Origin of the sequence: Pseudomonas taiwanensis DSM 21245 (genome assembly GCF_000425785.1) — a bacterium.
Lineage (GTDB): Bacteria > Pseudomonadota > Gammaproteobacteria > Pseudomonadales > Pseudomonadaceae > Aquipseudomonas > Aquipseudomonas taiwanensis.
Map to the genome: position 1 here is coordinate 128,789 of NZ_KE384451.1, position 21,611 is coordinate 150,399.

Genomic DNA, 21,611 nt, shown 5'->3' on the forward strand with positions numbered 1-21,611 from the left:
GGTAGGCCTTCGCCCTCAGGAATGCATACCGCCTGAGGCATTTCGCCGCAAGTCTGATTGCCATTAAGCGGGCCTGTCGCTACAGTGACGGCCCGTTTTTTGTTGCCTCGCTAACGAATCATGACGCCCCTAGAACGATATCAAGCAGATCTGAAACGTCCCGACTTCTTCCATGACGCGGCGCAGGAGACTGCTGTGCGTCACTTGCAGCGTCTATACGACGATCTGGTCGCTGCGCACAACAGCAAGCCAGGTGTATTCGGCAAGTTGTTCGGCAAGAAGGAGCAGACCCCGGTCAAGGGCCTGTACTTCTGGGGCGGTGTGGGCCGAGGCAAGACCTACCTGGTGGATACCTTCTTCGAGGCGCTGCCATTCAAAGAGAAGATGCGTACTCACTTCCACCGCTTCATGAAGCGTGTGCACGAAGAGATGAAGACCCTCAAGGGCGAGAAGAACCCCTTGACCATCATCGCCAAGCGCTTCTCCCAGGAAGCCAAGGTCATCTGCTTCGACGAATTCTTCGTTTCCGACATCACCGATGCCATGATCCTGGGCACGCTGATGGAGGAACTGTTCAAGAATGGCGTTTCCCTGGTCGCGACCTCCAACATCGTGCCGGACGGCTTGTACAAGGACGGCCTGCAGCGGGCGCGCTTCCTGCCGGCCATCGCGATGATCAAGCAGAACACCGACGTGGTGAACGTCGACAGCGGGGTCGATTACCGCCTGCGTCACCTGGAGCAGGCCGAGCTGTACCACTACCCGCTCGATGATGCGGCGCACCAGAGCCTGCGCGCCAGCTTCAAGGCACTGACCCCTGAGTGCACCCAGGCGGTCGAGAATGACGTGCTGATGATCGAGAATCGTCCGATCAATGCCTTGCTCACCTGCGACGATGTGGCCTGGTTCGACTTCCGCGCCCTGTGCGACGGGCCTCGCAGCCAGAACGACTACATCGAGCTGGGCAAGATCTTCCACGCCGTGCTGCTGAGCAACGTGGAGCAGATGGGTGTGGCTACCGATGACATCGCCCGTCGTTTCATCAACATGGTGGACGAGTTCTACGACCGTAACGTCAAGCTGATCATCTCGGCCGAGGTGGAGCTGAAGGACCTGTACACCGGTGGCCGCTTGAGCTTCGAATTCCAGCGTACCCTGAGCCGCCTGCTGGAGATGCAGTCGCACGAGTTCCTGGCGCGCGCGCACAAGCCATAAGCCTCGGAGTTCGGGGCCGCTTGCCGGCCCCGCTCATCTCAAGCTTCTTGCATGAACTGCTGCCGATACTGGTTCGGGGACAGCTCAGTGTGCTGCCGGAACAGTCGGGCAAAGAAGCTGGCATCGTCGTAGCCAACCTCGTAGCTGATGGTCTTGATGCTCTTGCGCGTGCTCGACAGCAACCCCTTGGCCGTCTCGATGCGTAGCCGTTGCAGGTAGTGCAATGGTTTGTCGCCAGTCGCGCCCTGGAAGCGACGCATGAAGTTGCGAATGCTCATGCCGTGGTTACGGGCCACGTCCTCGAAGCGGAACTTGTCGGCGAAGTGTTCTTCAAGCCAGTGCTGGATCTGCAGGATGATCAGGTCCTGGTGCAGCTTCTGCCCACCAAAGCCCATGCGTCCAGGGGTGTAGTTGCGCTGCACCTCGTAGAGGATGTCGCGTGCCACGGCGCGAGCCACGTTGGCGCCGCAGAAGCGCTCGATCAGGTAGATGTACAGATCACAGGCCGAAGTGGTGCCGCCGGCACAGTACAGATTGTCGGCGTCGGTAAGGTGCTTGTCCTGGTTCAGCCTGATCTTGGGGAAGCGCTCGGCGAAGCTGTTGAAGAAGCGCCAGTAGGTAGTCGCTTCCTTGCCGTCGAGCAGCCCGGCCTCGGCCAGCCAGAAGACCCCGCTTGCCTCGGCGCACAGTACGGCGCCGCGGGCATGTTGCTCGCGTAGCCACGGCAGCACCTGAGGGTAGCGCTGCAGCAGGTTGTCGAAGTCGTCCCAGAAGGCTGGGAGGATGATCACATCGGCATCGTCCAGGCCGCCGTCGACCGGCAACTGTACGCCGCTGAAGCTGTCCACGGGCTGCCCGTCGGGACTGACCAGGTGGATTTCGAACATGGGCTGCAAGCCCAGGCCCAGTTGCTTGCTATAGCGCAGGCTGGCCAGGTGGAAGAAATCCTTGGCCTGCATCAGGGTCGAGGCGAACACCTTGTCAATGGCCAGGATGCTGACGCGCCGCAACGACGCGGAGGGTTGGGTAAACATCATTGTCATTGTTCTTATAGGGTAGAGTGGTCGATCACCGGCTGGATCGTCTTATTTTTTGGCGATTGTGTCTACCCCGCAGATTCGCGCTACCTGCTTCGCGGGTAAACCCACGCCCACGAGGGCTGCGCGTAGCCCTACGGGAGCGGGCTCACCCGCGAAGCAGGCAATTGTGGTTCGGGTCAAGGCGCCGGATTGGGCTGCTGCTGATGAATCGCCTCGATCCCCGCCAGCAGCTCATCGCTGAGGTTCAGTGCCAGGCTATTGAGGTTGCTCTTGAGCTGATCCAGGTCGGTCGCTCCGATGATATTGCTGGTCACGAACGGTTGCCGAGTCACGAACGCCAAGGCCATTTGCGCCGGGTCCAGGCCATGATCGCGGGCCAGTTGCACGTAGCGGCTGCAGGCTGCGACTGTCTGTGGGTTGGAGTAGCGGGCGAAGCGGCTGAACAGGGTCAAGCGTGCCTTTGCAGGGCAGGCGCCATTCTCGTATTTGCCCGAGAGCATGCCGAACGCCAGTGGCGAGTAGGCCAGCAGGCCGCATTGTTCGCGAATCGCCACTTCCGCCAGGCCCACCTCGAAGCTGCGGTTGAGCAGGTTGTACGGGTTCTGGATCGACACCGCGCGCGGCCAGCCACGGGCCTCGGCCAGTTGCAGGAACTTCATGGTGCCCCACGGCGTTTCGTTGGACAGACCTACATGGCGGATCTTGCCGGCGCGAACCTGCTCATCGAGCACTTCGAGGGTTTCCTCCAGCGGGGTGAAGTGGTCCTGCGGCAGGTGTTGGTAGCCCAGTTTGCCGAAGAAGTTGGTGCTGCGTTCGGGCCAGTGCAGTTGGTACAGGTCGATGCGGTCGGTCTGCAGGCGCTTGAGGCTTTCGTCCAGCGCCGCGACGATGTGCTGGCGGTTGTGCTTGAGCTGGCCGTCGCGGATATGGCTGATACCGTTGCCAGGGCCCGCGACCTTGCTGGCGAGGATCCAGTCGTCACGATCACCGTGCTCGCTGAACCACTTTCCGATGATCCGCTCGGTGGCGGCATAGGTCTCGGGGCGGGGTGGCACCGGGTACATTTCGGCGGTGTCGATGAAGTTGATCCCGGCCTGCTTGGCCAGGGCGATCTGTTCGAAGGCCTCTTCCTGGGTGTTCTGCTCGCCCCAGGTCATGGTGCCCAGGCACAGGGCGCTGACGTGGAGGTCGGTACGGCCGAGCTTGCGGTATTCCATCGGAAAGACTCTCCTTGGCAAAGATGCCCATAAAAGCAGGTTGAATTTTCTGGCGCAATCTGGATAATTCGGCCCCTCTCCGTGTGGCGGAAGTGATGCACCACCATGCAGGAAGAACCCCGTCGAACATTGGCGTGCCCGACCCGAGCCCCCAAAAGCGTCAGCGTTCGGCTGCGCGCTTGCCCTTGGCAAGTTGTGCACTATCCAGTAAGATTCGCCGTCTATTTTTCGCTGGGCGGCCTCTGAGGCTTTAGAGAATGAAAACTTTTACTGCTAAACCGGAAACAGTAAAGCGCGAGTGGTTCGTAGTCGACGCCGCTGGCCAGACCCTGGGTCGTCTGGCTACCGAAATCGCTAGCCGTCTGCGTGGCAAGCACAAACCAGAATACACCCCTCACGTTGACACCGGCGACTACATCGTCGTTATCAACGCCGAGCAGGTTCGTGTGACTGGTGCCAAGTCTTCCGACAAAATGTACTACTCCCACTCCGGTTTCCCAGGCGGCATCAAGGAAATCAGCTTCGAGAAGCTGATCGACAAAGCCCCTGAGCGTGTTATCGAAACCGCGGTCAAAGGCATGCTGCCTAAGAACCCGCTGGGTCGCGACATGTACCGCAAGCTGAAAGTGTACGCGGGTGCAACTCACCCACACACTGCTCAGCAGCCTCAAGAACTGAAGATCTAACGGGAAAAGTTCATTATGTCGGCGACTCAAAATTACGGCACTGGCCGTCGCAAGACCGCAACCGCTCGCGTTTTCCTGCGTCCGGGCACTGGCAACATCTCCATCAACAACCGTTCTCTGGACGTGTTCTTCGGTCGCGAAACCGCTCGCATGGTTGTTCGCCAGCCGCTGGAGCTGACCGAGACCGTTGAGAAGTTCGACATCTATGTCACCGTTTCCGGTGGTGGTGTCAGCGGTCAAGCCGGTGCGATCCGTCACGGTATCACCCGCGCTCTGATGGAATACGACGAAACCCTGCGTGGCGCTCTGCGTCGTGCTGGCTACGTCACCCGCGACGCTCGTGAAGTTGAGCGTAAGAAAGTGGGTCTGCGTAAAGCGCGTAAGCGTCCTCAGTACTCCAAGCGTTAATACCGCTTCGGCAGTCAAAGAAGCCCGGTTCCTTTGGAACCGGGCTTTTTTTATGTCTTGAACTAACCTGTCAGCATGTCGGTGACAACTGGCCGCATAGACGCAGATCAAGCAAAGCGAGGGTTGTAGCCCGTTGCAGGGGTAATCACCTTGTCAGTGTGTGGTTTTGTTTCTTACCATGGCGGCCAATTTTTAGTGCCACAGACATTACCTAAGTACAGGCCTGATTCAACAGGCCAAGCAAGCTGATGGGAGAGGACTGAATGAGCAATGACGGCGTCAACGCAGGCCGGCGCCGCTTCCTCGTAGCCGCGACATCCGTGGTCGGGGCGGCGGGGGCAGTGGGGGCTGCGGTACCGTTCGTAGGGTCATGGTTTCCCAGTGCCAAGGCGAAGGCCGCAGGTGCACCGGTGAAGGTCAACATCGCCAAGGTCGAACCCGGGCAGCAGATGGTGGCCGAGTGGCGCGGCCAGCCTGTATTTATCGTCAGGCGAACGGAAGAGATCCTCGGGAATCTCAAGAAGATCGCCGGTGAGCTGTCCGACCCTGAATCGAAGGCATCGGTGCAGCCGGCCTATGTCGATCCCCAGGTGCGTTCGATCAAGCCGGAGATCCTCATTCTCGTCGGTCTGTGCACCCACCTTGGGTGTTCCCCGACGTTCCGTCCGGAAGTGGCGCCGGCCGACCTTGGTCCTAAATGGGTGGGTGGCTACTTCTGCCCTTGCCATGGCTCCCACTACGATCTGGCCGGGCGGGTTTACAAGGCCCAGCCTGCACCTCTCAACCTGCCAGTGCCGCCTCACTCTTACGAGTCGGACGACATCATTGTCATCGGCGTCGATCAGGAGAACGCATGATGAGCAAGTTCATGGACTGGATTGATGCTCGCTTCCCCGCTACCAAGATGTGGGAAGACCACCTGAGCAAGTATTACGCGCCCAAGAACTTCAACTTCCTGTACTTCTTCGGCTCCCTGGCCCTGTTGGTATTGGTCAACCAGATCGTCACGGGTGTGTGGCTGACCATGAGCTTCACGCCGTCGGCGGAAGAGGCCTTTGCCTCGGTCGAATACATCATGCGTGACGTGGAATACGGCTGGATCCTGCGTTACCTGCACTCCACGGGGGCGTCGGCATTCTTCATCGTGGTCTACCTGCACATGTTCCGCGGATTGCTCTACGGCTCCTACCAGAAGCCCCGTGAGCTGGTGTGGTTGTTCGGCATGCTGATCTACCTGGCGCTGATGGCCGAGGCCTTCATGGGCTATCTGCTGCCTTGGGGGCAAATGTCCTATTGGGGCGCCCAGGTGATCATTTCGCTGTTCGGTGCCATTCCGGTGATCGGCGATGACCTCACTCAGTGGATTCGTGGTGACTACCTGATCTCCGGCATCACCTTGAACCGCTTCTTCGCCCTGCATGTCGTGGCCTTGCCGATCGTCATCCTGGGCCTGGTCGTGCTGCACATCCTCGCGTTGCACGAAGTAGGTTCGAACAACCCCGATGGCGTCGATATCAAGAAGAAGAAGGACGAAAACGGCATACCGCTGGACGGCATTCCGTTCCACCCGTACTACACCGTCAAGGATATCGTCGGCGTGGTGGTCTTCCTCTTCGTATTCTGTGCCGTGGTGTTCTTCTTCCCGGAAATGGGTGGCTATTTCCTGGAAAAACCGAACTTCGAGCAGGCAAATGCCTTCAAGACGCCAGAGCATATCGCCCCGGTGTGGTACTTCACGCCGTTCTACGCAATCCTTCGGGCGGTTCCTGACAAGCTGTTCGGGGTGATCGCCATGGGGGCGGCCATTGCCGTGCTGTTCGTGTTGCCCTGGCTTGACCGCAGTCCTGTGCGCTCGATGCGCTACAAAGGCTGGTTGAGCAAGATCTTCCTGCTGGTGTTCTGCGTGGCCTTCGTGATCCTCGGTGTGCTGGGCGTTCTGGCGCCGACACCAGGGCGCACCTTGCTGTCGCAGGTGTGCACGGTGTTGTACTTCGCCTACTTCCTGCTGATGCCGTTCTACACAAGGCTTGAGAAGACCAAACCGGTTCCGGAAAGGGTGACTGGCTGATGAAAAAGTTGATTGCAGTATTTTTGCTGGCAGTGATGCCTGCCTTTTCCTACGCTGCCGAAACTGGCCTGACGTTGGACAAGGTCGATATCGACCTCGCCGACAAAGCGGCCATGCAGGATGGTGCTCGTACCTTCGCCAACTATTGCATGGGCTGTCACAGTGCGAAGTTCCAACGCTATGAGCGTGTGGCCGATGACTTGGGCATTCCACACGAGCTGATGCTCGAGAAACTGGTGTTCACCGGTGCCAAGATTGGCGACCACATGAAGATCGGCATGCAGCCCAGTGATGCCAAGACCTGGTTCGGCGCGGCGCCACCTGACCTGACGCTGGTTGCCCGGGTGCGCGGTACCGACTGGTTGTACACCTACCTGCGCAGCTTCTATGAAGACAAGTCGCGTCCTTATGGTGTCAACAACAAGGTGTTCCCGAACGTCGGCATGCCCAACGTGCTGGTGGGACTGCAGGGTAACCAGGTCATCGGCTGCAAGCAGGTGCAGACCGTGGTCGACGGCAAGAAGCAATTCGACCCATTGACAGGTAGTCCGCTGACCCATGAGGCTTGTGACCAGCTGACCATTACGCCGAATTCCGGTACCCTGACCACCGAGCAGTTCGACGAGAAGGTCAAGAACCTGGTGACCTTCCTGGCCTATTCGGCCAACCCGGTCAAACTGGAAAGCCAGCGTATCGGTACTTATGTGTTGCTGTACCTGGCTTTCTTCTTCGTATTCGCCTATTTGCTCAAGCGCGAATACTGGAAGGACGTGCACTGATCACGCAGTAGTTTCTGGTAGTTGAACGCGCCCTGGGCGCTCCACCGCTGACGCGGAGGGGCCTCCAGGGCGCGTTTGCATTTGCAGTTTCTTAAGCATCCCCATGCGAGGAGGCGCTACATGGGCGCAACCAACAGGTTAGCCTGCTATTCCGACCCCGCTGATCACTATTCCCATCGCGTGCGCCTGGTGCTCGCGGAGAAAGGCGTCAGCGTGCAGATCATCGATGTGGATCGCGGTCGTCTGCCACCCAAGCTGGTTGAAGTGAACCCCTATGGGAGCGTGCCGACCCTGGTCGACCGTGACCTGGCGTTGTATGAATCGACCGTGGTGATGGAGTACCTTGAGGAGCGGTACCCGCATCCGCCACTGATGCCGGTATACCCGGTGGCACGTGGCAACAGCCGTCTGCTGATACATCGTATCCAGCGCGACTGGTGTGCGCTGGCCGATACCATCCTCGATGCGCGCAGCGCCGATGCCGCGCGTACAGAGGCGCGCAAGGCGTTGCGCGAGAGCTTGACCGGCGTGTCGCCGCTGTTTGCCGAGTTCGCTTGCTTCATGAGCGAGGAGCAAAGCCTGGTCGACTGTTGTCTACTGCCCATACTCTGGCGTTTGCCGGTATTGGGTATCGAATTGCCGCGGCAGGCCAAGCCGCTGCTGGATTACATGGAGCGACAGTTTGCCCGTGAGCCATTCCTGGCAAGCCTGTCCTCCGTTGAACGTGAAATGCGCAAGCTTTAAGGAGCCGTTGATGAACTCCAGTCGCCCCTATCTGGTTCGAGCGCTGTACGAGTGGATCGTCGACAACGATTGCACCCCTCATATGCTGGTCAATGCCGAATATCCGGCGGTCCAGGTGCCGCAAGGCTTCGCCAGTGACGGTCAGATCGTCCTGAATATTTCCCCCAGCGCGGTACGCAGCCTGCACATGGACAACGAAGCGGTGAGCTTCGAAGGCCGGTTCGGCGGTGTGGCGCATTCGCTGTTCGTGCCAGTTGGCGCGATCCTCGGTATCTATGCCCGCGAAAACGGCCAGGGTATGGTCTTCGAGCTGGAGCCTCCACTGATGGATGGCGACGACGACATCGAAGATGAAGGTGTCGAGCCGGATGACGATGGCCCGCCTGAGGGAGGTGGCCAGCCGCCGCGTCCGAGTGGGCGGCCAAGCCTGAAGGTGGTCAAGTAAACAAAAAAGGCGATCCATGCGGGATCGCCTTTTTTATGGCTGCGGGCCAGGACTTACAGGTCGCTGATGCTGCGCACCTGGTCCTTGTTGACGCGGGTGCGTTTGCCGTCGAGCTGCTGGAATTCGTAGAAGCCAGCGTCCTGGTCGAACTGCGGCTCATCGACGGTCTGGAACTCGCGGCCGTCGTTGAGGGTGATCAGGCTTGGAGTGGAGCAGCCGGCCAGGGTGGCGAAGGCGCCGATCAGCAGGGCGGGCAGCAGAAGCTTTTTCATGCGGTGTTTCCTGGGTTTCTGTAGGGGTGGTGCGGAGGGAGGCCCATGCCGGCTCCGTACAGGTCGTTTCCACCTGCAGGAGCCGGTCGCCGGCGATCATTCCGGTGCGGGCAATCAAGGAATCAGTCGATGTACTCGTACAGCTTGACGATTTTCTGCACGCCCGACACGCCCTGTACCACGGCGGTGGCTGCGTTGGCCTCGCCTTGGGTGACCAGGCCGAGCAGATAGACGATACCGTTTTCGGTGATCACCTTGATGCGCGAGCTGGGTACGTTGGCGTCAGCCAGCATCTGGGTCTTGATCTTGGTGGTCAGCCAGGCGTCGTTGTTGCGCGCAAGGATGGAGGAGGGCTGCATCACTTGCAGCTCGTTGTGTACTTTCTTGACCCGCTGGACCTGGCTGGCGGTCTGTTCCGCCAGGCTCTTGAGGTCGGCGCGAGGTGTCTGGCCGGCAAGCAGCACGATGCCGTTATAGCTGCTGACGACAATGTGCGAACCTTTGTCCAGGTCCGGGCTGGCCTTGGCGATGTTTACCGCAGCCTTGGTTTCGATCAGCGAATCGTCGATCTTGCTACCGATGGTGCGAGTGCCGCGATCATCCTCGATCGGCGAGTTGCGGGTCGAGGTCAGTACCGAGCTGCAGCCGGTGACGCTCAGGCACAGGGTCAGGGCCATCAGGCCGAGGCGCTTGGGGATCATTCTTCACTCCCGAACAGTTGGCTGTCGATCAGATCGCACAGGCAATGGATCGCCAGCAGGTGGACTTCCTGGATGCGTGCAGTGACCGTCGAGGGCACGCGAATCTCGACGTCTTCGGGCAGCAGCAGTGAAGCCATGCCGCCGCCGTCACGACCGGTCAATGCTACGACAATCATTTCACGATCATGTGCGGCCTGGATGGCCTGAATGACGTTCGCCGAATTGCCGCTGGTGGAAATGGCCAGCAGAACGTCGCCCGGTTGGCCCAGGGCGCGGATCTGCTTGGAAAAGACCTCGTTGTAGCTGTAGTCGTTGGCAATTGAGGTCAGGGTCGAGCTATCGGTGGTCAGGGCAATGGCCGGCAGGCTCGGGCGCTCGCGTTCGAAGCGGTTGAGCAGCTCCGACGAGAAATGCTGGGCATCGCCGGCCGAGCCGCCGTTGCCACAGGCGAGCATCTTGCCCTCGTTGAGCAGTGCGTTGACCATGACCAGACTGGCCTGCTCGATGTGCGGTGCCAGGATGTCCATTGCCTGTTGCTTGGTGTCGATGCTGGCCTGGAACAGCCGGCGAATTCGGGATTGCATGTCCATCGGGTGACCTTAAGTGGGGCGGTGGCCGGCGCGGCGCGCAACAGAGACCAGCCCGCGAAACATAGAGCAAAAAAAATGAAGTGGGTTCAGCATTCGAAGGCGTTTTTCAGCCATTGAAGCGGTCGGCCTGCATGCTGGCTGCCCTGCAGGGCGACAACGTCGAAGCGGCAGGGTTGGTTGGCCCAACGGGACTCCTTCTGCAAGAACAGGCTGGCGGCAAGCGCCAGTCTTTTCTGCTTGCGCCCGTCGATACTGCCGAGGGCGCCACCGAAATCCGCATGCAAGCGGTAGCGGACTTCGACGAATACTACTGTATCGGCGTCGAGCATGACCAGATCAAGCTCGCCGCCTTTACATCGCCAATTGCGAGCCAGCAGTTGCAGGCCTTGCCCCTGAAGGTATTCAAGGGCTTGGTTTTCTGCGGTTTGGCCGGCATGGGTCGGCGATGCGTCCGGCATCAGCGCGCAGTGTCCGGCAGGCGCTTGATCTGGCCGCCCGAGAACTCGGCCCACGGCAGCTGACGCTCCACGCGCTGGTTGGCGTTCATGGTCAGGCTTCCGGAGAGGCCTTGCACGCGGTTATCCGGCAGTGCCTTGAGTTGGCCCAGGCGAGGCGCCAGGCTGTAGGCGTCAACGCCCATGGCGTACAGGCGGCCAAGGCTGCCGGCGGCTTGCGGCCACTGTTGGACCACTTGTTGACGCAAATTGTTGGTGGTGTCGAGCAGCCACGGGGTTTCGCAGAAGCGAATGCCGTTCATGTCGTTGTACTGGTTGACGTCACCGCTGGCGCTGTAGAGGTTCGAGGTGGCGTATACCGGTACGTCGCCCGCGTACTGGAAGTTCAGCGTCGGCTTGATCTGTTGCGCCTGTTGCGGGGTCGAGGCGAGGAAGATGAAGTCGATGTCCTGGCGACGCGAAGGCTGTGCGGCAATGTTGCCACCTACCGTGCTTTGCAAGCTCTGGGCGCGACCTTCGCTCTGGCGAAGTTGGAACAGGTCGGCGATTTGCTGGGCCAGGGCTACTGGCTGGGCGATGCGCTCGGCGGCCAGCAGGGTGCCGCCGTTGCTCTCCCAGTCCTTGCGGAAGGCGGCAAGCACGCGGTCACCCCATTCGCCGCTCGGCACCAGGGCAACGGCCCGGACCATGCCGTCGGCACGGGCGCGGCGAGACACTTCGCGAGCTTCGTCCTCGGCGGCCAGGCCGAACTGGAACAGTTGCGGTGGGGTGGCTTGCCCGGCGTCCGCGTAGTTCAGCGCCAGGGTGGTGATTGGCAGTTGCGGGTAGGCCGCGAGCTTTTTCACCAGTGGTTTTTCCAGTGGGCCGACCACCAGCTGTACGCCTGCGGCCTGCGCCTGGCGGTAGAAGTCGTCGAGGGAGGTGATGCGCGAGCTATCGAAGACCTGAACGGCGGGCGCCGGCTGGCCGGCCTGCTGGGCCTGGAAGTGCGCAGCCATGAAGCCATCACGCAGGGCGCGGGCGACACCGGCCAGTGGGCCCTCCTGAGGCAGCAGCAGGGCGATCTTGGTCAGTGGCTGGCTGGCCAGTTCCTTGAGCTTGGTCAGCGCCAGCGGCAGTTGCTGTGCTGCAGGGTGGTCAGGGTGCTGCTTGCGCCAGGTTTCGATGGCCGCTTGCTGCTGCTCAAGGGTGCCGGCGCTCTTCACTGCAAGGGCCAGGCTGGTCCAGCCGCCCAGGGTTTCGTTGCCTGCTGGCTGCTGCAGCTGTTCGGCCGGCAGTGATGCCACCAGCGCCCAGATCGAATCGTTGTTGCTGCTGGCGGCCGGGCCACTGAGCAGGGGTGCCAGCAGAACGCGCTGCTGGGCTGCGGCAAGCGCCTGGCCGTCGGCTTCGAGGGCGGCGGCATGCACATTGTAGGTGCGGGCCTGTTGTTCTTCCGGCAGCTCGGCAACGCGTTGCAGGCTCGGGTGCGACAAGGCGGCCAGCGCCGCCTTGGGCTGCTTGCGGCTCATCGCCAGTTCTGCGGCGAGGGTGCTGGCGAACACCTGCTGCGCAGGCTTGAGCGTGTCCAGTGGTACTTGTTCGAGAATGCGCGCGGCGCGCGGGAAGTCCTTCTGCTTGTAGGCCAGGTCGGCGGCGCTCAGGCGCAGCAGTGCGGCATCTTCCGCAGATTTGCTGGTGGAGGCTTTTTCGAGCAGTTGCTCGATGCTGGCGTCCGGGGTGCGTGGCAGTTCGCCCAGGCTGGATGAGGGCGAGCTGGCGCAGGCTGCCAGCAAGGTAGCGAGGCAGAGGGCTGTGAGCAGCCGCAGGCAAGCGATCATGTAAAGGTCCTGTTACTCGATCAAGTTGGCCGGCAATTGTACCCAAGCGCTGGCCGGGGCGCGATGTCGCCGATGCGGAACCTTCACTATAGGTGGCTCACCATTGGTCGTATGCGAAGTTCTTTGCGCTCTGTAACAAGCGCTCGGGCTACAATGGCGCCTTTGATCCGAAAGACAGGTGTGCGCAGTGACTGATGTGGCAGGGGCTTCCAAAACCACCGTGGGTACGCTGTACGTCGTGGCAACGCCCATTGGCAACCTTGACGACATGAGCGCCAGGGCGCTGAAGGTACTGGCCAATGTCGCCCTGATAGCGGCCGAGGACACCCGGCACTCGATCCGCTTGCTGCAGCACTTTGGCATCGATACGCCGCTGGCTGCCTGCCATGAACACAATGAACGCGACGAAGGCGGTCGGTTCCTGGGCAAGCTGTTGGCCGGCGACGATGTGGCGTTGGTCTCCGATGCTGGTACGCCGCTGATTTCCGATCCTGGCTACCACTTGGTGCGTCAGGCGCGAGCGGCAGGCGTCAATGTGGTCCCGGTGCCAGGTGCGTGCGCGTTGATCGCCGCACTGTCGGCAGCGGGCCTGCCGTCCGACCGGTTCATCTTCGAAGGCTTCCTGCCTGCGAAGGCTGCCGGTCGCCGTGCCCGGCTCGAGCAGGTAAAGGAAGAGCCTCGTACGTTGATCTTCTACGAGGCGCCTCACCGTATCCTCGAGTGCCTGGAAGACATGGAGGCTGTGTTCGGGGCCGAGCGACCGGCACTGCTTGCACGTGAACTGACCAAGACCTTCGAGACGCTCAAGGGCTTGCCCTTGGGTGAGCTGAGAGCTTTTGTCGCCAGCGATGCCAACCAGCAGCGCGGTGAGTGCGTGGTGTTGGTGGGCGGCTGGAGTGCGCCGGAGGGCGACCAGGCCATCAGCGCCGAGGCCCAGCGGGTGCTGGATCTGTTGCTGGCGGAATTGCCGCTCAAGCGCGCGGCGGCATTGGCTGCGGAAATCACCGGTGTGCGCAAGAATCTGTTGTATCAGGCCGCACTGGAAAAGCAGAAAGCCCAGTAGTGGCCTTATGCTATTCTTTGCGGTATGGCTTGTTCTTGGGCGCGCCTACCGTTAACCTTGGCGGCGGAGAGTCGATCGGACAGTCGCTGCCTGCTTTTGTTCCGCAACTTTTGTTGCGTGACGGCAGGGGGAGGAAAGTCCGGGCTCCATAGGGCAGGGTGCCAGGTAACGCCTGGGAGGCGCGAGCCTACGGAAAGTGCCACAGAAAACAACCGCCTAAGCACTTCGGTGCCGGTAAGGGTGAAAAGGTGCGGTAAGAGCGCACCGCACGGCTGGCAACAGTCCGTGGCTAGGTAAACCCCACTCGGAGCAAGACCAAATAGGGTTCCATTAGGCGTGGCCCGCGTCGGAACCGGGTAGGTTGCTAGAGGCGTCCAGTGATGGCCGTCGTAGAGGAATGACTGTCCTCGACAAAACCCGGCTTACAGATCGACTCTCCACCTTCCTCTCCTGCTTGAATCGATAGCAGATCCCTCTTGGTAATACCGAAAAATTCTTACTCTTAATAAATCACTTTAACTTCAAACTCTATCCGTCTGGGAGCGTTTGATTTTCCCCGTCTTTTTTTCTTTCCGGCAGTGCTTCCTTCTTCCCTTGTTGCGCTAAATCTCGGTCCTGTAAGGGTTTTCCTTATGAACGTGCCTTGACGGTGCAGCGGGCGGATTCCTATAGTGTGCGCAAGTGGCAGAAAGTGGGATGAAGTGGGTTTTCTGGCACAAAAAAGCTAACATTGTGGGGAATCGCAGCCGTGTTCCGCGGAGCCAACGCCGTCAGCCTCGATGCAAAGGGCCGTCTCGCAATGCCGAGCCGGTACCGTGACGAGCTCGATTCGCGTTGCAATGGCCAGCTGATCGTGACCATCGATGCCGTTGATCCCTGCTTGTGCGTATACCCCCTCGATGAGTGGGAACAGATAGAAGCCAAGTTGCGTGCCTTGCCGTCGTTGCGTGAGGAAAACCGCCGCCTGCAGCGTCTGCTGATCGGCAATGCGGTTGACCTGGAGCTCGATGGCAGCGGGCGTTTCCTGGTACCGCCCCGTTTGCGCGAATACGCCAAGCTCGACAAGAAGGCGATGCTGGTGGGGCAACTGAACAAATTCCAGTTGTGGGATGAGGATGCCTGGAACGTGGTTTCGGCAGCCGACCTCGCAGCTATTCAACAACCGGGCGCCATGCCCGACGATTTGCGTGACCTGATCCTGTGACCATAGATAGCGGCTTCAACCACATTACCGTATTGCTCGACGAAGCTGTCGAGGCATTGGCCCTGCGCGCCGACGGTTGCTATCTGGACGGCACCTTTGGCCGTGGCGGACACAGTCGGCTGATTCTCAGCAAGCTCGGGCCGCAAGGTCGCTTGCTGGGCTTCGACAAAGATCCACAGGCGATTGCAACCGGGCAAGCGCTGGCGGCCGAAGACGGCCGCTTTGTCATTGTGCAGCGCAGCTTTGCCGAGCTGGGCTCGGAGGTGGCCGCGCGCGGGCTGGATGGCAAGATCAGCGGCATCCTGCTCGACCTGGGCGTGTCTTCGCCGCAGCTGGACGACCCCGAGCGCGGTTTCAGCTTCCTCAATGATGGCCCCCTGGACATGCGCATGAACCCGGACCAGGGCATCAGTGCCGCCGAGTTCATCGCCACCGCTGCCGAGGAAGAGATCGCCCGCGTCTTCAAGGAATACGGCGAAGAGCGTTTCGCCAAGCGCATGGCCCGTGCCGTGGTGCAGCGTCGCGAACAACAGCCGTTCACCCGCACCGCCGATCTCGCCGAAGTGCTCAAGGTGGCCAACCCTGCCTGGGAAAAGGGCAAGAACCCAGCGACCCGGGCGTTCCAGGGCCTGCGCATTCACGTCAATAACGAGCTGGGCGACCTCGAAGCCGGCCTGGAGGCTGCAATCGATGCGCTTGAGGTCGGTGGCCGCCTTGCCGTCATCAGCTTCCACTCACTCGAAGACCGTATCGTCAAACTGTTCATGCGCAAGCTGGCCAAAGGCGAGGCGGACAATCTGCCGCGCAACCTGCCGGTGCAGCACAAAGCCTTCGAACCGAAAATCCGCCTGATCGGCAAGGCGCAATTCGCCTCCGAAGCAGAGCTCAAAGCCAACCCGCGGGCACGCAGTGCCGTCATGCGGGTGGCGGAGAAACTGCGGTGAGCCGGCTTTTTGCCAAGCCTCTTCCAGGTGGGAGCTTCCTGATGCTTCTGCTGTTCGTCGCTGTCCTGATTTCGGCCATCGCGGTGTCCTACAGCGCCCACTGGAACCGTCAGTTGCTCAACACGTTGTACGGTGAGTTGAACGAGCGCGACAAAGCCCAGGCCGAATGGGGGCGCCTGATCCTCGAACAAAGTACCTGGACTGCTGCCAGCCGTATCGAGAGCCTGGCTTCCGAGCAGCTCAAGATGCGCGTTCCTGCGGCTGACGAAGTGCGAATGGTGGCGCCATGATGAAGCTCGAAGGCGCACTCTACCCCTGGCGCTTCCGGGTCGTGATCGGCTTGCTGGCTTTGATGGTCGGTGCCATCTGTTGGCGTATCATCGACCTGCAGGTGGTCGATCGTGACTTCCTCAAGGGCCAGGGCGACGCACGCAGCCTGCGCCACATCCCGATTCCAGCACACCGTGGTCTGATCACCGACCGCAACGGTGAGCCGCTCGCCGTCAGTACGCCGGTCACCACCTTGTGGGCCAACCCCAAGGAGATGCAGGCATCCAAGGACCGCTGGCCTCAACTGGCTGCTGCGCTTGGGCAGAGTGCCCAGCAATTGACCGAGCGTCTGACCCAGCAGGCGAACAAGGAATTCATCTACTTGGTGCGCGGCCTGACCCCGGAGCAGGGCCAGCATGTGCTCGACCTCAAGGTGCCGGGTGTCTACGGCCTGGAGGAGTTCCGCCGCTTCTATCCAGCTGGCGATGTCACCGCGCACATGGTCGGTTTCACCGACCTGGACGACCACGGTCGCGAAGGGGTCGAACTGGCCTACGACGAATGGCTGGCCGGAGTGCCCGGCAAGCGGCAAGTGATCAAGGACCGGCGTGGCCGGCTGATCAAGGACATTCAGGTAACCAAGAACGCCAAGGCCGGAAAGACCTTGGCGTTGTCGATAGACCTGCGCCTGCAGTACCTGGCGACCCGCGAACTGCGCAACGCCATCGCCGAGCAGGACGCCAAGGCCGGCAGCCTGGTGATCATGGACGTCAAGACCGGCGAAGTCCTGGCGATGGTCAACCAGCCGACCTACAACCCGAACAATCGCCGTAGCATGTTCCCGGCCGCGATGCGCAACCGGGCGATCATCGACGTGTTCGAGCCGGGCTCGACCGTCAAGCCGATCTCCATGAGTGCGGCACTGGAAAGCGGTCGCTGGAAGCCTACCGACAAGGTCGAGGTGTATCCGGGCAGCCTGCAGATCGGCCGCTACACCATCAAGGACGTGTCCAAGAGCGAAGGCCCGATCCTCGACCTGACCGGCATCCTGATCAACTCCAGTAACGTGGGCATGAGCAAGATCGCCTTCGACATTGGTGGCGAGGCGATTTATCGGGTCATGTCCCAGGTTGGCCTGGGCCAATACACCGGCCTGGGCTTCCCGGGCGAGCGCGTCGGCAACCTGCCGAACCACCGTGAGTGGCGCAAGGCCGAAACCGCGACCCTTTCCTATGGCTACGGCGTTTCGGTCACCGCCTTGCAGTTGGTGCACGCCTACGCGGCGCTGGCCAACGACGGCAAGATGGTGCCGCTGTCGATCCTCAAGGTCGACAAGGCGCCTGAAGCCGTGCAGGCGATTCCCAAGGAAACCGCCGAAACCATCCAGGGCATGCTGCAGCAGGTCATCGAAGCGCCGCGCGGCGTGTTCCGTGCCCAGGTGCCGTTCTATCACGTCGGTGGCAAGTCCGGTACGGCGCGTAAGGCCACGGTTGGCTCCAAGGGCTACACCGAGAACGCCTACCGTTCGTTGTTCGCCGGCTTCGGGCCGATGAGCGACCCGCGTTACGCCATCGTCGTGGTCATCGACGAGCCGAGCAAGGGCGGTTACTTCGGCGGTCTGGTTTCGGCGCCGGTATTCAGCAAGGTCATGTCGGGCACCCTGCGCCTGATGAACGTGCCGCCAGACAACCTGCCGCCCCCAGCACCCGTTGAAACATCGCAAGTCAATGCAGCAGCCGCCAAGGGAGGGCGTGGATGATGACAATGCCATTGAGCAAGCTTTTCGCCCATGCCAGCCGCGATCCGCTGATTCGTGAGCTGACCCTGGACAGCCGCCATGTGCGCCCTGGTGACCTGTTCCTGGCTGTGCCAGGCGCGAAGGTCGATGGTCGTGATCATATTGCCGATGCCTTGGCCCGTGGCGCTGCCGCAGTGGCTTATGAAGAGCGTGGCGCCAATGTGCTGCCGCTGACCGACGTGCCGCTGATCCCGGTCAAGGGCCTGGTTGCCCAGTTGTCCAAGATTGCTGGGCACTTCTATGGTGAACCCAGCCGCCAGTTGAACCTGGTGGGTGTTACCGGCACCAACGGCAAGACCAGTGTCACCCAATTGGTGGCCCAGGCGCTCGATCTGCTTGGCCAGCGTTGCGGCCTGATAGGCACCCTGGGTACTGGTTTCTATGGCGAGTTGCAGAGCGGTCGGCTGACCACGCCAGATCCGATTGCCGTGCAGTCGACCCTTAACGATCTCAAGAAGGGTGGCGCCAAGGCCGTGGCCATGGAGGTGTCCTCCCATGCGTTGGAGCAGGGGCGTGTCGCTGCGCTGGAATTCGACATCGCGGTCATGACCAACCTGTCCCGCGACCATCTGGATTACCACGGCAGCATGGAGGCATACGAGGCCGCCAAGGCCAAGTTGTTCGCATGGCCCAGCCTGCGTTGCCAGGTGGTCAATCTGGATGATGATTTCGGTCGACGCCTGGCCGAAGACTATGCCCGCCGCCCGAGTGTCGACCATGTCGAGACCCGGCTGCTCAGTTACAGCCTGGAAAACCCGGACGCTTCGCTGTTCTGCCGCGAAGCGCATTTCGATGATGATGGCGTGCGCGCCACACTGGTCACTGCCCAGGGCGAACGTATCCTGCGCAGCCAGCTGCTGGGCCGCTTCAACCTGAGCAACATGCTCGCCGCTGTTGCCACGCTGTTGGCGCTCGAGTACTCGCTTGACGAGATTCTCAAGGTCACCCCTGACTTGCACGGGCCGGTCGGTCGCATGCAGCGCCTGGGTGGCGGTGACAAGCCGCTGGTGGTGGTCGATTACGCCCACACCCCGGATGCGCTGGAGAAGGTCCTCGAGGCCCTGCGTCCGCATGCTCACGGCAAGCTGCTATGTCTGTTCGGTTGTGGTGGCGACCGTGATCGCGGTAAGCGCCCGTTGATGGCCGACGTGGCCGAGCGCCTGGCCGACCGCGTGCTGGTCACTGACGACAACCCGCGTACCGAAGACCCCCTGCGCATCTTCGACGATATTCGCCCCGGTTTCAGCAAGCCGGACGCCGCCGAATTCGTCGCCGGTCGCGGTGAAGCCATCGCGCACCTGATCGCAACTGCCGCCGCCGATGACGTGATCGTGCTGGCCGGCAAGGGGCACGAGGACTACCAGGAGATCAACGGCCAGCGCCACGATTTCTCCGACCTGGTCGAAGCCGAGAAGGCACTTGCAGCCTGGGAGGCTCCGCATGCTTAAACCCATGATACTCAGCCACCTGACCACTGCACTGAATGCGCGGTTGGTGGGTACCGATGCCAGCTTCAACGGTGTCAGCATCGACAGCCGCAGCGTCAGCGCCGGCCAACTGTTCGTTGCCTTGACGGGGCCGCGTTTCGACGGCCACGACTACCTGGCTGATGTAAAAGCCAAGGGCGCGGTTGCTGCCTTGGTCGAGCGCGAAATCGCCGATGTCGAACTCCCCCAACTGGTCGTGGCCGATGCCCGGCTGGCCCTGGGACAGTTGGGTGCATTGAACCGCGCCGAGTTCGACAAGCCGGTCGTGGCGATCACCGGTTCCAGTGGCAAGACCACGGTCAAGGAAATGCTGGCGGCTATCCTGCGTACGCGTGGGGTAGTACATGCGACCCGTGGCAACCTGAACAACGACTTGGGCGCGCCGCTGACACTGCTGGAAATCGCCCCCGAGCACAGCGCCGCCGTCATCGAGCTGGGCGCGTCGCGCATTGGCGAAATCCGTTACACCGTGGGCCTCACCCAGCCACAGGTGGTCATCATCAACAATGCCGGTACTGCCCACGTGGGTGAGTTCGGTGGGCCGGAGAAAATCGTCGAGGCCAAGGGTGAAATCCTCGAAGGGCTGGGCGAGGGCGGCACCGCCATCCTCAACCTGGCAGACAAGGCCTTCGAGATCTGGCGCAAGCGTGCCGGCACTCATCGGGTCCTGAGCTTCGCCCTGGACAACCCGCAGGCGGACTTCCATGCCAGGGATATCGGGCGTGATGCCCGGGGTTGCCCGTCCTTCACCCTGGTGGGGCCAGATGGCAGCGTGCCAGTGCAGCTCAACCTGCTCGGCACACACAACGTCAGCAACGCCCTCGCGGCCGCGGCCGCGGCCCATGCCGTTGGTCTGAGCCTGCACGGCATCGCCGTCGGGCTGGGCGCCGTGCAGCCGGTCAAGGGCCGGACTGTGGCGCAGATTGCGCCGAACGGCGTGCGCGTCATCGACGATAGCTACAACGCAAATCCCACCTCCATGTGCGCGGCCATTGATATACTCGCCGGCTTTTCCGGGCGCACCGTTCTGGTGCTTGGGGATATCGGCGAATTGGGCCAATGGGCCGAGGAAGGTCACCGTCAGGTGGGCGACTACGCGCGCGGCAAGGTCGATGCCTTGTATGCGGTGGGAACCAACATGACACACGCGGTCAAAGCGTTCGGCGCCAATGGCCGTCACTTCGCAACGCAAGCTGAGCTGATCGACGCCGTTCGCGGCGAGACGGCCAGCGACACCACAATCTTGATCAAGGGCTCGCGCAGCGCTGCGATGGAAAACGTCGTGGCGGCTTTGTGCGGTGCCAGCGGGGAGAAACATTAATGCTGCTGCTGTTGGCTGAGTATCTGCAACAGTTCCACAAAGGCTTCGCAGTCTTTCAGTACTTGTCCCTGCGCGGGATTCTCGGTGTACTGACCGCGTTGTCCCTGGCGCTGTGGCTGGGTCCGTGGATGATCCGCACCTTGCAGATTCGCCAGATCGGTCAGGCTGTCCGTAACGACGGCCCGCAATCGCACCTGTCCAAGTCCGGCACCCCGACCATGGGCGGTGCCTTGATCCTGTCCGCCATCGGCGTCAGCACCCTGTTGTGGGCCGACTTGAGCAATCGTTATGTGTGGGTCGTGCTGATCGTCACCCTGCTGTTCGGTGCCATCGGTTGGGTCGACGACTACCGCAAGGTGATCGAGAAGAACTCCCGCGGCTTGCCGAGTCGCTGGAAGTATTTCTGGCAGTCGGTGTTCGGCCTGGGAGCCGCGGTCTTCTTGTACAAGACCGCTCCGACCAGCATCGAGACCACCCTTATCGTGCCATTCCTCAAGGATGTCACCATCCCGCTGGGTATCGGCTTCGTCGTGCTGACGTACTTCGTGATCGTCGGCTCCAGCAACGCGGTCAACCTGACCGACGGCCTGGATGGCCTGGCCATCATGCCGACCGTGATGGTGGGCGGTGCCCTGGGTATCTTCTGCTACCTGTCGGGTAACGTGAAATTCGCCGAATACCTGTTGATCCCGTACGTGCCGGGCTCGGGCGAGCTGATCGTGTTCTGCGGCGCGCTGATCGGTGCGGGCCTGGGCTTCCTTTGGTTCAACACGTATCCGGCCCAGGTCTTCATGGGCGACGTTGGCGCACTGGCACTGGGGGCCGCGCTGGGTACCATCGCCGTGATCGTGCGTCAGGAAATCGTGCTGTTCATCATGGGCGGCGTGTTTGTCATGGAGACCTTGTCGGTGGTGATTCAGGTCGCCTCCTTCAAGCTCACGGGCAAGCGCGTGTTCCGCATGGCACCGATCCACCACCACTTTGAACTCAAGGGTTGGCCCGAACCGCGGGTGATCGTCCGTTTCTGGATCATCACCGTGATTCTGGTGCTGATCGGCCTTGCAACCCTGAAACTGAGGTAGAT

At 61.3% G+C, this 21,611-nt stretch carries 23 protein-coding genes and 1 other RNA gene; 17 read left to right on the top strand and 7 right to left on the bottom strand.

The window, feature by feature from the left end:
* The first annotated feature begins 120 nt into the window (after positions 1-120).
* Positions 121-1,215, top strand: coding sequence for a cell division protein ZapE (gene zapE / locus H620_RS0122405; RefSeq protein ID WP_023378807.1), 1,095 nt, complete (start codon positions 121-123; stop codon positions 1,213-1,215).
* 38 nt (positions 1,216-1,253) lie between these two features.
* Here zapE and H620_RS0122410 read toward each other — a convergent pair whose 3' ends face one another.
* Positions 1,254-2,150: a GlxA family transcriptional regulator gene (locus tag H620_RS0122410; RefSeq protein ID WP_167332805.1), complete on the bottom strand. Its 897-nt coding sequence runs from the start codon at positions 2,148-2,150 to the stop codon at positions 1,254-1,256.
* A 281-nt stretch (positions 2,151-2,431) separates the two neighbouring features.
* Positions 2,432-3,472, bottom strand: coding sequence for an NADP(H)-dependent aldo-keto reductase (locus H620_RS0122415; protein ID WP_027908078.1), 1,041 nt, complete (start codon positions 3,470-3,472; stop codon positions 2,432-2,434).
* 257 nt (positions 3,473-3,729) lie between these two features.
* Between H620_RS0122415 and rplM the strand changes: the two genes are divergently transcribed.
* The 7 genes from rplM (at position 3,730) to H620_RS0122450 (ending at position 8,602) form a co-directional block, all read left to right on the top strand.
* On the top strand, positions 3,730-4,158 hold the full coding sequence (rplM, locus tag H620_RS0122420) for a 50S ribosomal protein L13 (RefSeq protein WP_023378810.1): 429 nt from the start codon (positions 3,730-3,732) through the stop codon (positions 4,156-4,158).
* A gap of 15 nt (positions 4,159-4,173) precedes the next feature.
* A complete protein-coding gene (rpsI, locus tag H620_RS0122425) occupies positions 4,174-4,566 on the top strand; it encodes a 30S ribosomal protein S9 (protein WP_003260797.1) in 393 nt (130 codons plus the stop codon).
* Positions 4,567-4,829: 263 nt separating this feature from the next.
* Positions 4,830-5,423, top strand: a complete 594-nt coding sequence (gene petA / locus H620_RS0122430; RefSeq protein ID WP_023378811.1) for a ubiquinol-cytochrome c reductase iron-sulfur subunit — start codon at positions 4,830-4,832, stop codon at positions 5,421-5,423.
* The gene (locus H620_RS0122435) at positions 5,423-6,634 is read left to right on the top strand and encodes a cytochrome b (RefSeq protein ID WP_023378812.1); all 1,212 of its coding nucleotides are present in this window, start codon (positions 5,423-5,425) and stop codon (positions 6,632-6,634) included. Before petA ends, H620_RS0122435 begins: the two co-directional genes overlap by 1 nt.
* A complete protein-coding gene (locus H620_RS0122440) occupies positions 6,634-7,413 on the top strand; it encodes a cytochrome c1 (RefSeq protein ID WP_023378814.1) in 780 nt (259 codons plus the stop codon). Before H620_RS0122435 ends, H620_RS0122440 begins: the two co-directional genes overlap by 1 nt.
* A gap of 120 nt (positions 7,414-7,533) precedes the next feature.
* On the top strand, positions 7,534-8,157 hold the full coding sequence (locus tag H620_RS0122445; protein ID WP_027908079.1) for a glutathione S-transferase N-terminal domain-containing protein: 624 nt from the start codon (positions 7,534-7,536) through the stop codon (positions 8,155-8,157).
* Positions 8,158-8,167: 10 nt separating this feature from the next.
* Entirely contained in the window at positions 8,168-8,602 is a 435-nt protein-coding gene (locus H620_RS0122450) for a ClpXP protease specificity-enhancing factor (protein WP_023378817.1), read from the top strand.
* Positions 8,603-8,655: 53 nt separating this feature from the next.
* Here H620_RS0122450 and H620_RS0122455 read toward each other — a convergent pair whose 3' ends face one another.
* From H620_RS0122455 to H620_RS0122475, 5 genes are all read right to left on the bottom strand, one after another.
* On the bottom strand, positions 8,656-8,874 hold the full coding sequence (locus H620_RS0122455) for a YgdI/YgdR family lipoprotein (protein ID WP_023378819.1): 219 nt from the start codon (positions 8,872-8,874) through the stop codon (positions 8,656-8,658).
* 122 nt (positions 8,875-8,996) lie between these two features.
* Complete coding sequence (locus tag H620_RS0122460; RefSeq protein WP_023378820.1) at positions 8,997-9,575, bottom strand: BON domain-containing protein; 579 nt, start codon at positions 9,573-9,575, stop codon at positions 8,997-8,999.
* Positions 9,572-10,165: a phosphoheptose isomerase gene (locus tag H620_RS0122465; protein ID WP_012274070.1), complete on the bottom strand. Its 594-nt coding sequence runs from the start codon at positions 10,163-10,165 to the stop codon at positions 9,572-9,574. Before H620_RS0122465 ends, H620_RS0122460 begins: the two co-directional genes overlap by 4 nt.
* A gap of 86 nt (positions 10,166-10,251) precedes the next feature.
* Positions 10,252-10,623, bottom strand: coding sequence for a YraN family protein (locus H620_RS0122470; RefSeq protein WP_027908080.1), 372 nt, complete (start codon positions 10,621-10,623; stop codon positions 10,252-10,254).
* The gene (locus H620_RS0122475; protein WP_027908081.1) at positions 10,623-12,440 is read right to left on the bottom strand and encodes a penicillin-binding protein activator; all 1,818 of its coding nucleotides are present in this window, start codon (positions 12,438-12,440) and stop codon (positions 10,623-10,625) included. Before H620_RS0122475 ends, H620_RS0122470 begins: the two co-directional genes overlap by 1 nt.
* A 187-nt stretch (positions 12,441-12,627) precedes the next feature.
* Here H620_RS0122475 and rsmI point away from each other — a divergent pair, with 187 nt between their 5' ends.
* From rsmI to mraY, 9 genes are all read left to right on the top strand, one after another.
* Positions 12,628-13,503, top strand: a complete 876-nt coding sequence (gene rsmI / locus H620_RS0122480) for a 16S rRNA (cytidine(1402)-2'-O)-methyltransferase (RefSeq protein WP_027908082.1) — start codon at positions 12,628-12,630, stop codon at positions 13,501-13,503.
* 67 nt (positions 13,504-13,570) lie between these two features.
* Positions 13,571-13,944, top strand: an RNA gene (rnpB, locus tag H620_RS26105) — RNase P RNA component class A.
* A 307-nt stretch (positions 13,945-14,251) separates the two neighbouring features.
* Complete coding sequence (mraZ, locus tag H620_RS0122485) at positions 14,252-14,707, top strand: division/cell wall cluster transcriptional repressor MraZ (protein WP_016395508.1); 456 nt, start codon at positions 14,252-14,254, stop codon at positions 14,705-14,707.
* Entirely contained in the window at positions 14,704-15,651 is a 948-nt protein-coding gene (gene rsmH / locus H620_RS0122490) for a 16S rRNA (cytosine(1402)-N(4))-methyltransferase RsmH (RefSeq protein ID WP_023378825.1), read from the top strand. Before mraZ ends, rsmH begins: the two co-directional genes overlap by 4 nt.
* Entirely contained in the window at positions 15,648-15,941 is a 294-nt protein-coding gene (ftsL, locus tag H620_RS0122495) for a cell division protein FtsL (protein WP_023378826.1), read from the top strand. The genes rsmH and ftsL overlap by 4 nt, the downstream gene beginning before the upstream one ends.
* Positions 15,941-17,680, top strand: a complete 1,740-nt coding sequence (locus tag H620_RS0122500; RefSeq protein WP_162144468.1) for a peptidoglycan D,D-transpeptidase FtsI family protein — start codon at positions 15,941-15,943, stop codon at positions 17,678-17,680. The genes ftsL and H620_RS0122500 overlap by 1 nt, the downstream gene beginning before the upstream one ends.
* Positions 17,677-19,167 (top strand): UDP-N-acetylmuramoyl-L-alanyl-D-glutamate--2,6-diaminopimelate ligase, encoded by a 1,491-nt coding sequence (locus tag H620_RS0122505; protein WP_027908083.1) that lies wholly within the window; start codon positions 17,677-17,679, stop codon positions 19,165-19,167. The genes H620_RS0122500 and H620_RS0122505 overlap by 4 nt, the downstream gene beginning before the upstream one ends.
* Positions 19,160-20,527: a UDP-N-acetylmuramoyl-tripeptide--D-alanyl-D-alanine ligase gene (locus H620_RS0122510; RefSeq protein WP_023378829.1), complete on the top strand. Its 1,368-nt coding sequence runs from the start codon at positions 19,160-19,162 to the stop codon at positions 20,525-20,527. The genes H620_RS0122505 and H620_RS0122510 overlap by 8 nt, the downstream gene beginning before the upstream one ends.
* On the top strand, positions 20,527-21,609 hold the full coding sequence (mraY, locus tag H620_RS0122515) for a phospho-N-acetylmuramoyl-pentapeptide-transferase (RefSeq protein WP_023378830.1): 1,083 nt from the start codon (positions 20,527-20,529) through the stop codon (positions 21,607-21,609). The genes H620_RS0122510 and mraY overlap by 1 nt, the downstream gene beginning before the upstream one ends.
* Positions 21,610-21,611 lie beyond the last annotated feature (2 nt).

Bases quoted from the DNA above. Each gene is read 5' to 3' on its own strand.
- zapE (WP_023378807.1), top strand. From the start codon at position 121: ATGACGCCCCTAGAACGATATCAAGCAGATCTGAAACGTCCCGACTTC.
- H620_RS0122415 (WP_027908078.1), bottom strand. From the start codon at position 3,472: ATGGAATACCGCAAGCTCGGCCGTACCGACCTCCACGTCAGCGCCCTG.
- rplM (WP_023378810.1), top strand. From the start codon at position 3,730: ATGAAAACTTTTACTGCTAAACCGGAAACAGTAAAGCGCGAGTGGTTC.
- rpsI (WP_003260797.1), top strand. From the start codon at position 4,174: ATGTCGGCGACTCAAAATTACGGCACTGGCCGTCGCAAGACCGCAACC.
- petA (WP_023378811.1), top strand. From the start codon at position 4,830: ATGAGCAATGACGGCGTCAACGCAGGCCGGCGCCGCTTCCTCGTAGCC.
- H620_RS0122435 (WP_023378812.1), top strand. From the start codon at position 5,423: ATGAGCAAGTTCATGGACTGGATTGATGCTCGCTTCCCCGCTACCAAG.
- H620_RS0122440 (WP_023378814.1), top strand. From the start codon at position 6,634: ATGAAAAAGTTGATTGCAGTATTTTTGCTGGCAGTGATGCCTGCCTTT.
- H620_RS0122445 (WP_027908079.1), top strand. From the start codon at position 7,534: ATGGGCGCAACCAACAGGTTAGCCTGCTATTCCGACCCCGCTGATCAC.
- H620_RS0122450 (WP_023378817.1), top strand. From the start codon at position 8,168: ATGAACTCCAGTCGCCCCTATCTGGTTCGAGCGCTGTACGAGTGGATC.
- H620_RS0122455 (WP_023378819.1), bottom strand. From the start codon at position 8,874: ATGAAAAAGCTTCTGCTGCCCGCCCTGCTGATCGGCGCCTTCGCCACC.
- H620_RS0122460 (WP_023378820.1), bottom strand. From the start codon at position 9,575: ATGATCCCCAAGCGCCTCGGCCTGATGGCCCTGACCCTGTGCCTGAGC.
- H620_RS0122465 (WP_012274070.1), bottom strand. From the start codon at position 10,165: ATGGACATGCAATCCCGAATTCGCCGGCTGTTCCAGGCCAGCATCGAC.
- H620_RS0122470 (WP_027908080.1), bottom strand. From the start codon at position 10,623: ATGCCGGACGCATCGCCGACCCATGCCGGCCAAACCGCAGAAAACCAA.
- H620_RS0122475 (WP_027908081.1), bottom strand. From the start codon at position 12,440: ATGATCGCTTGCCTGCGGCTGCTCACAGCCCTCTGCCTCGCTACCTTG.
- H620_RS0122500 (WP_162144468.1), top strand. From the start codon at position 15,941: ATGAAGCTCGAAGGCGCACTCTACCCCTGGCGCTTCCGGGTCGTGATC.
- H620_RS0122505 (WP_027908083.1), top strand. From the start codon at position 17,677: ATGATGACAATGCCATTGAGCAAGCTTTTCGCCCATGCCAGCCGCGAT.
- H620_RS0122510 (WP_023378829.1), top strand. From the start codon at position 19,160: ATGCTTAAACCCATGATACTCAGCCACCTGACCACTGCACTGAATGCG.
- mraY (WP_023378830.1), top strand. From the start codon at position 20,527: ATGCTGCTGCTGTTGGCTGAGTATCTGCAACAGTTCCACAAAGGCTTC.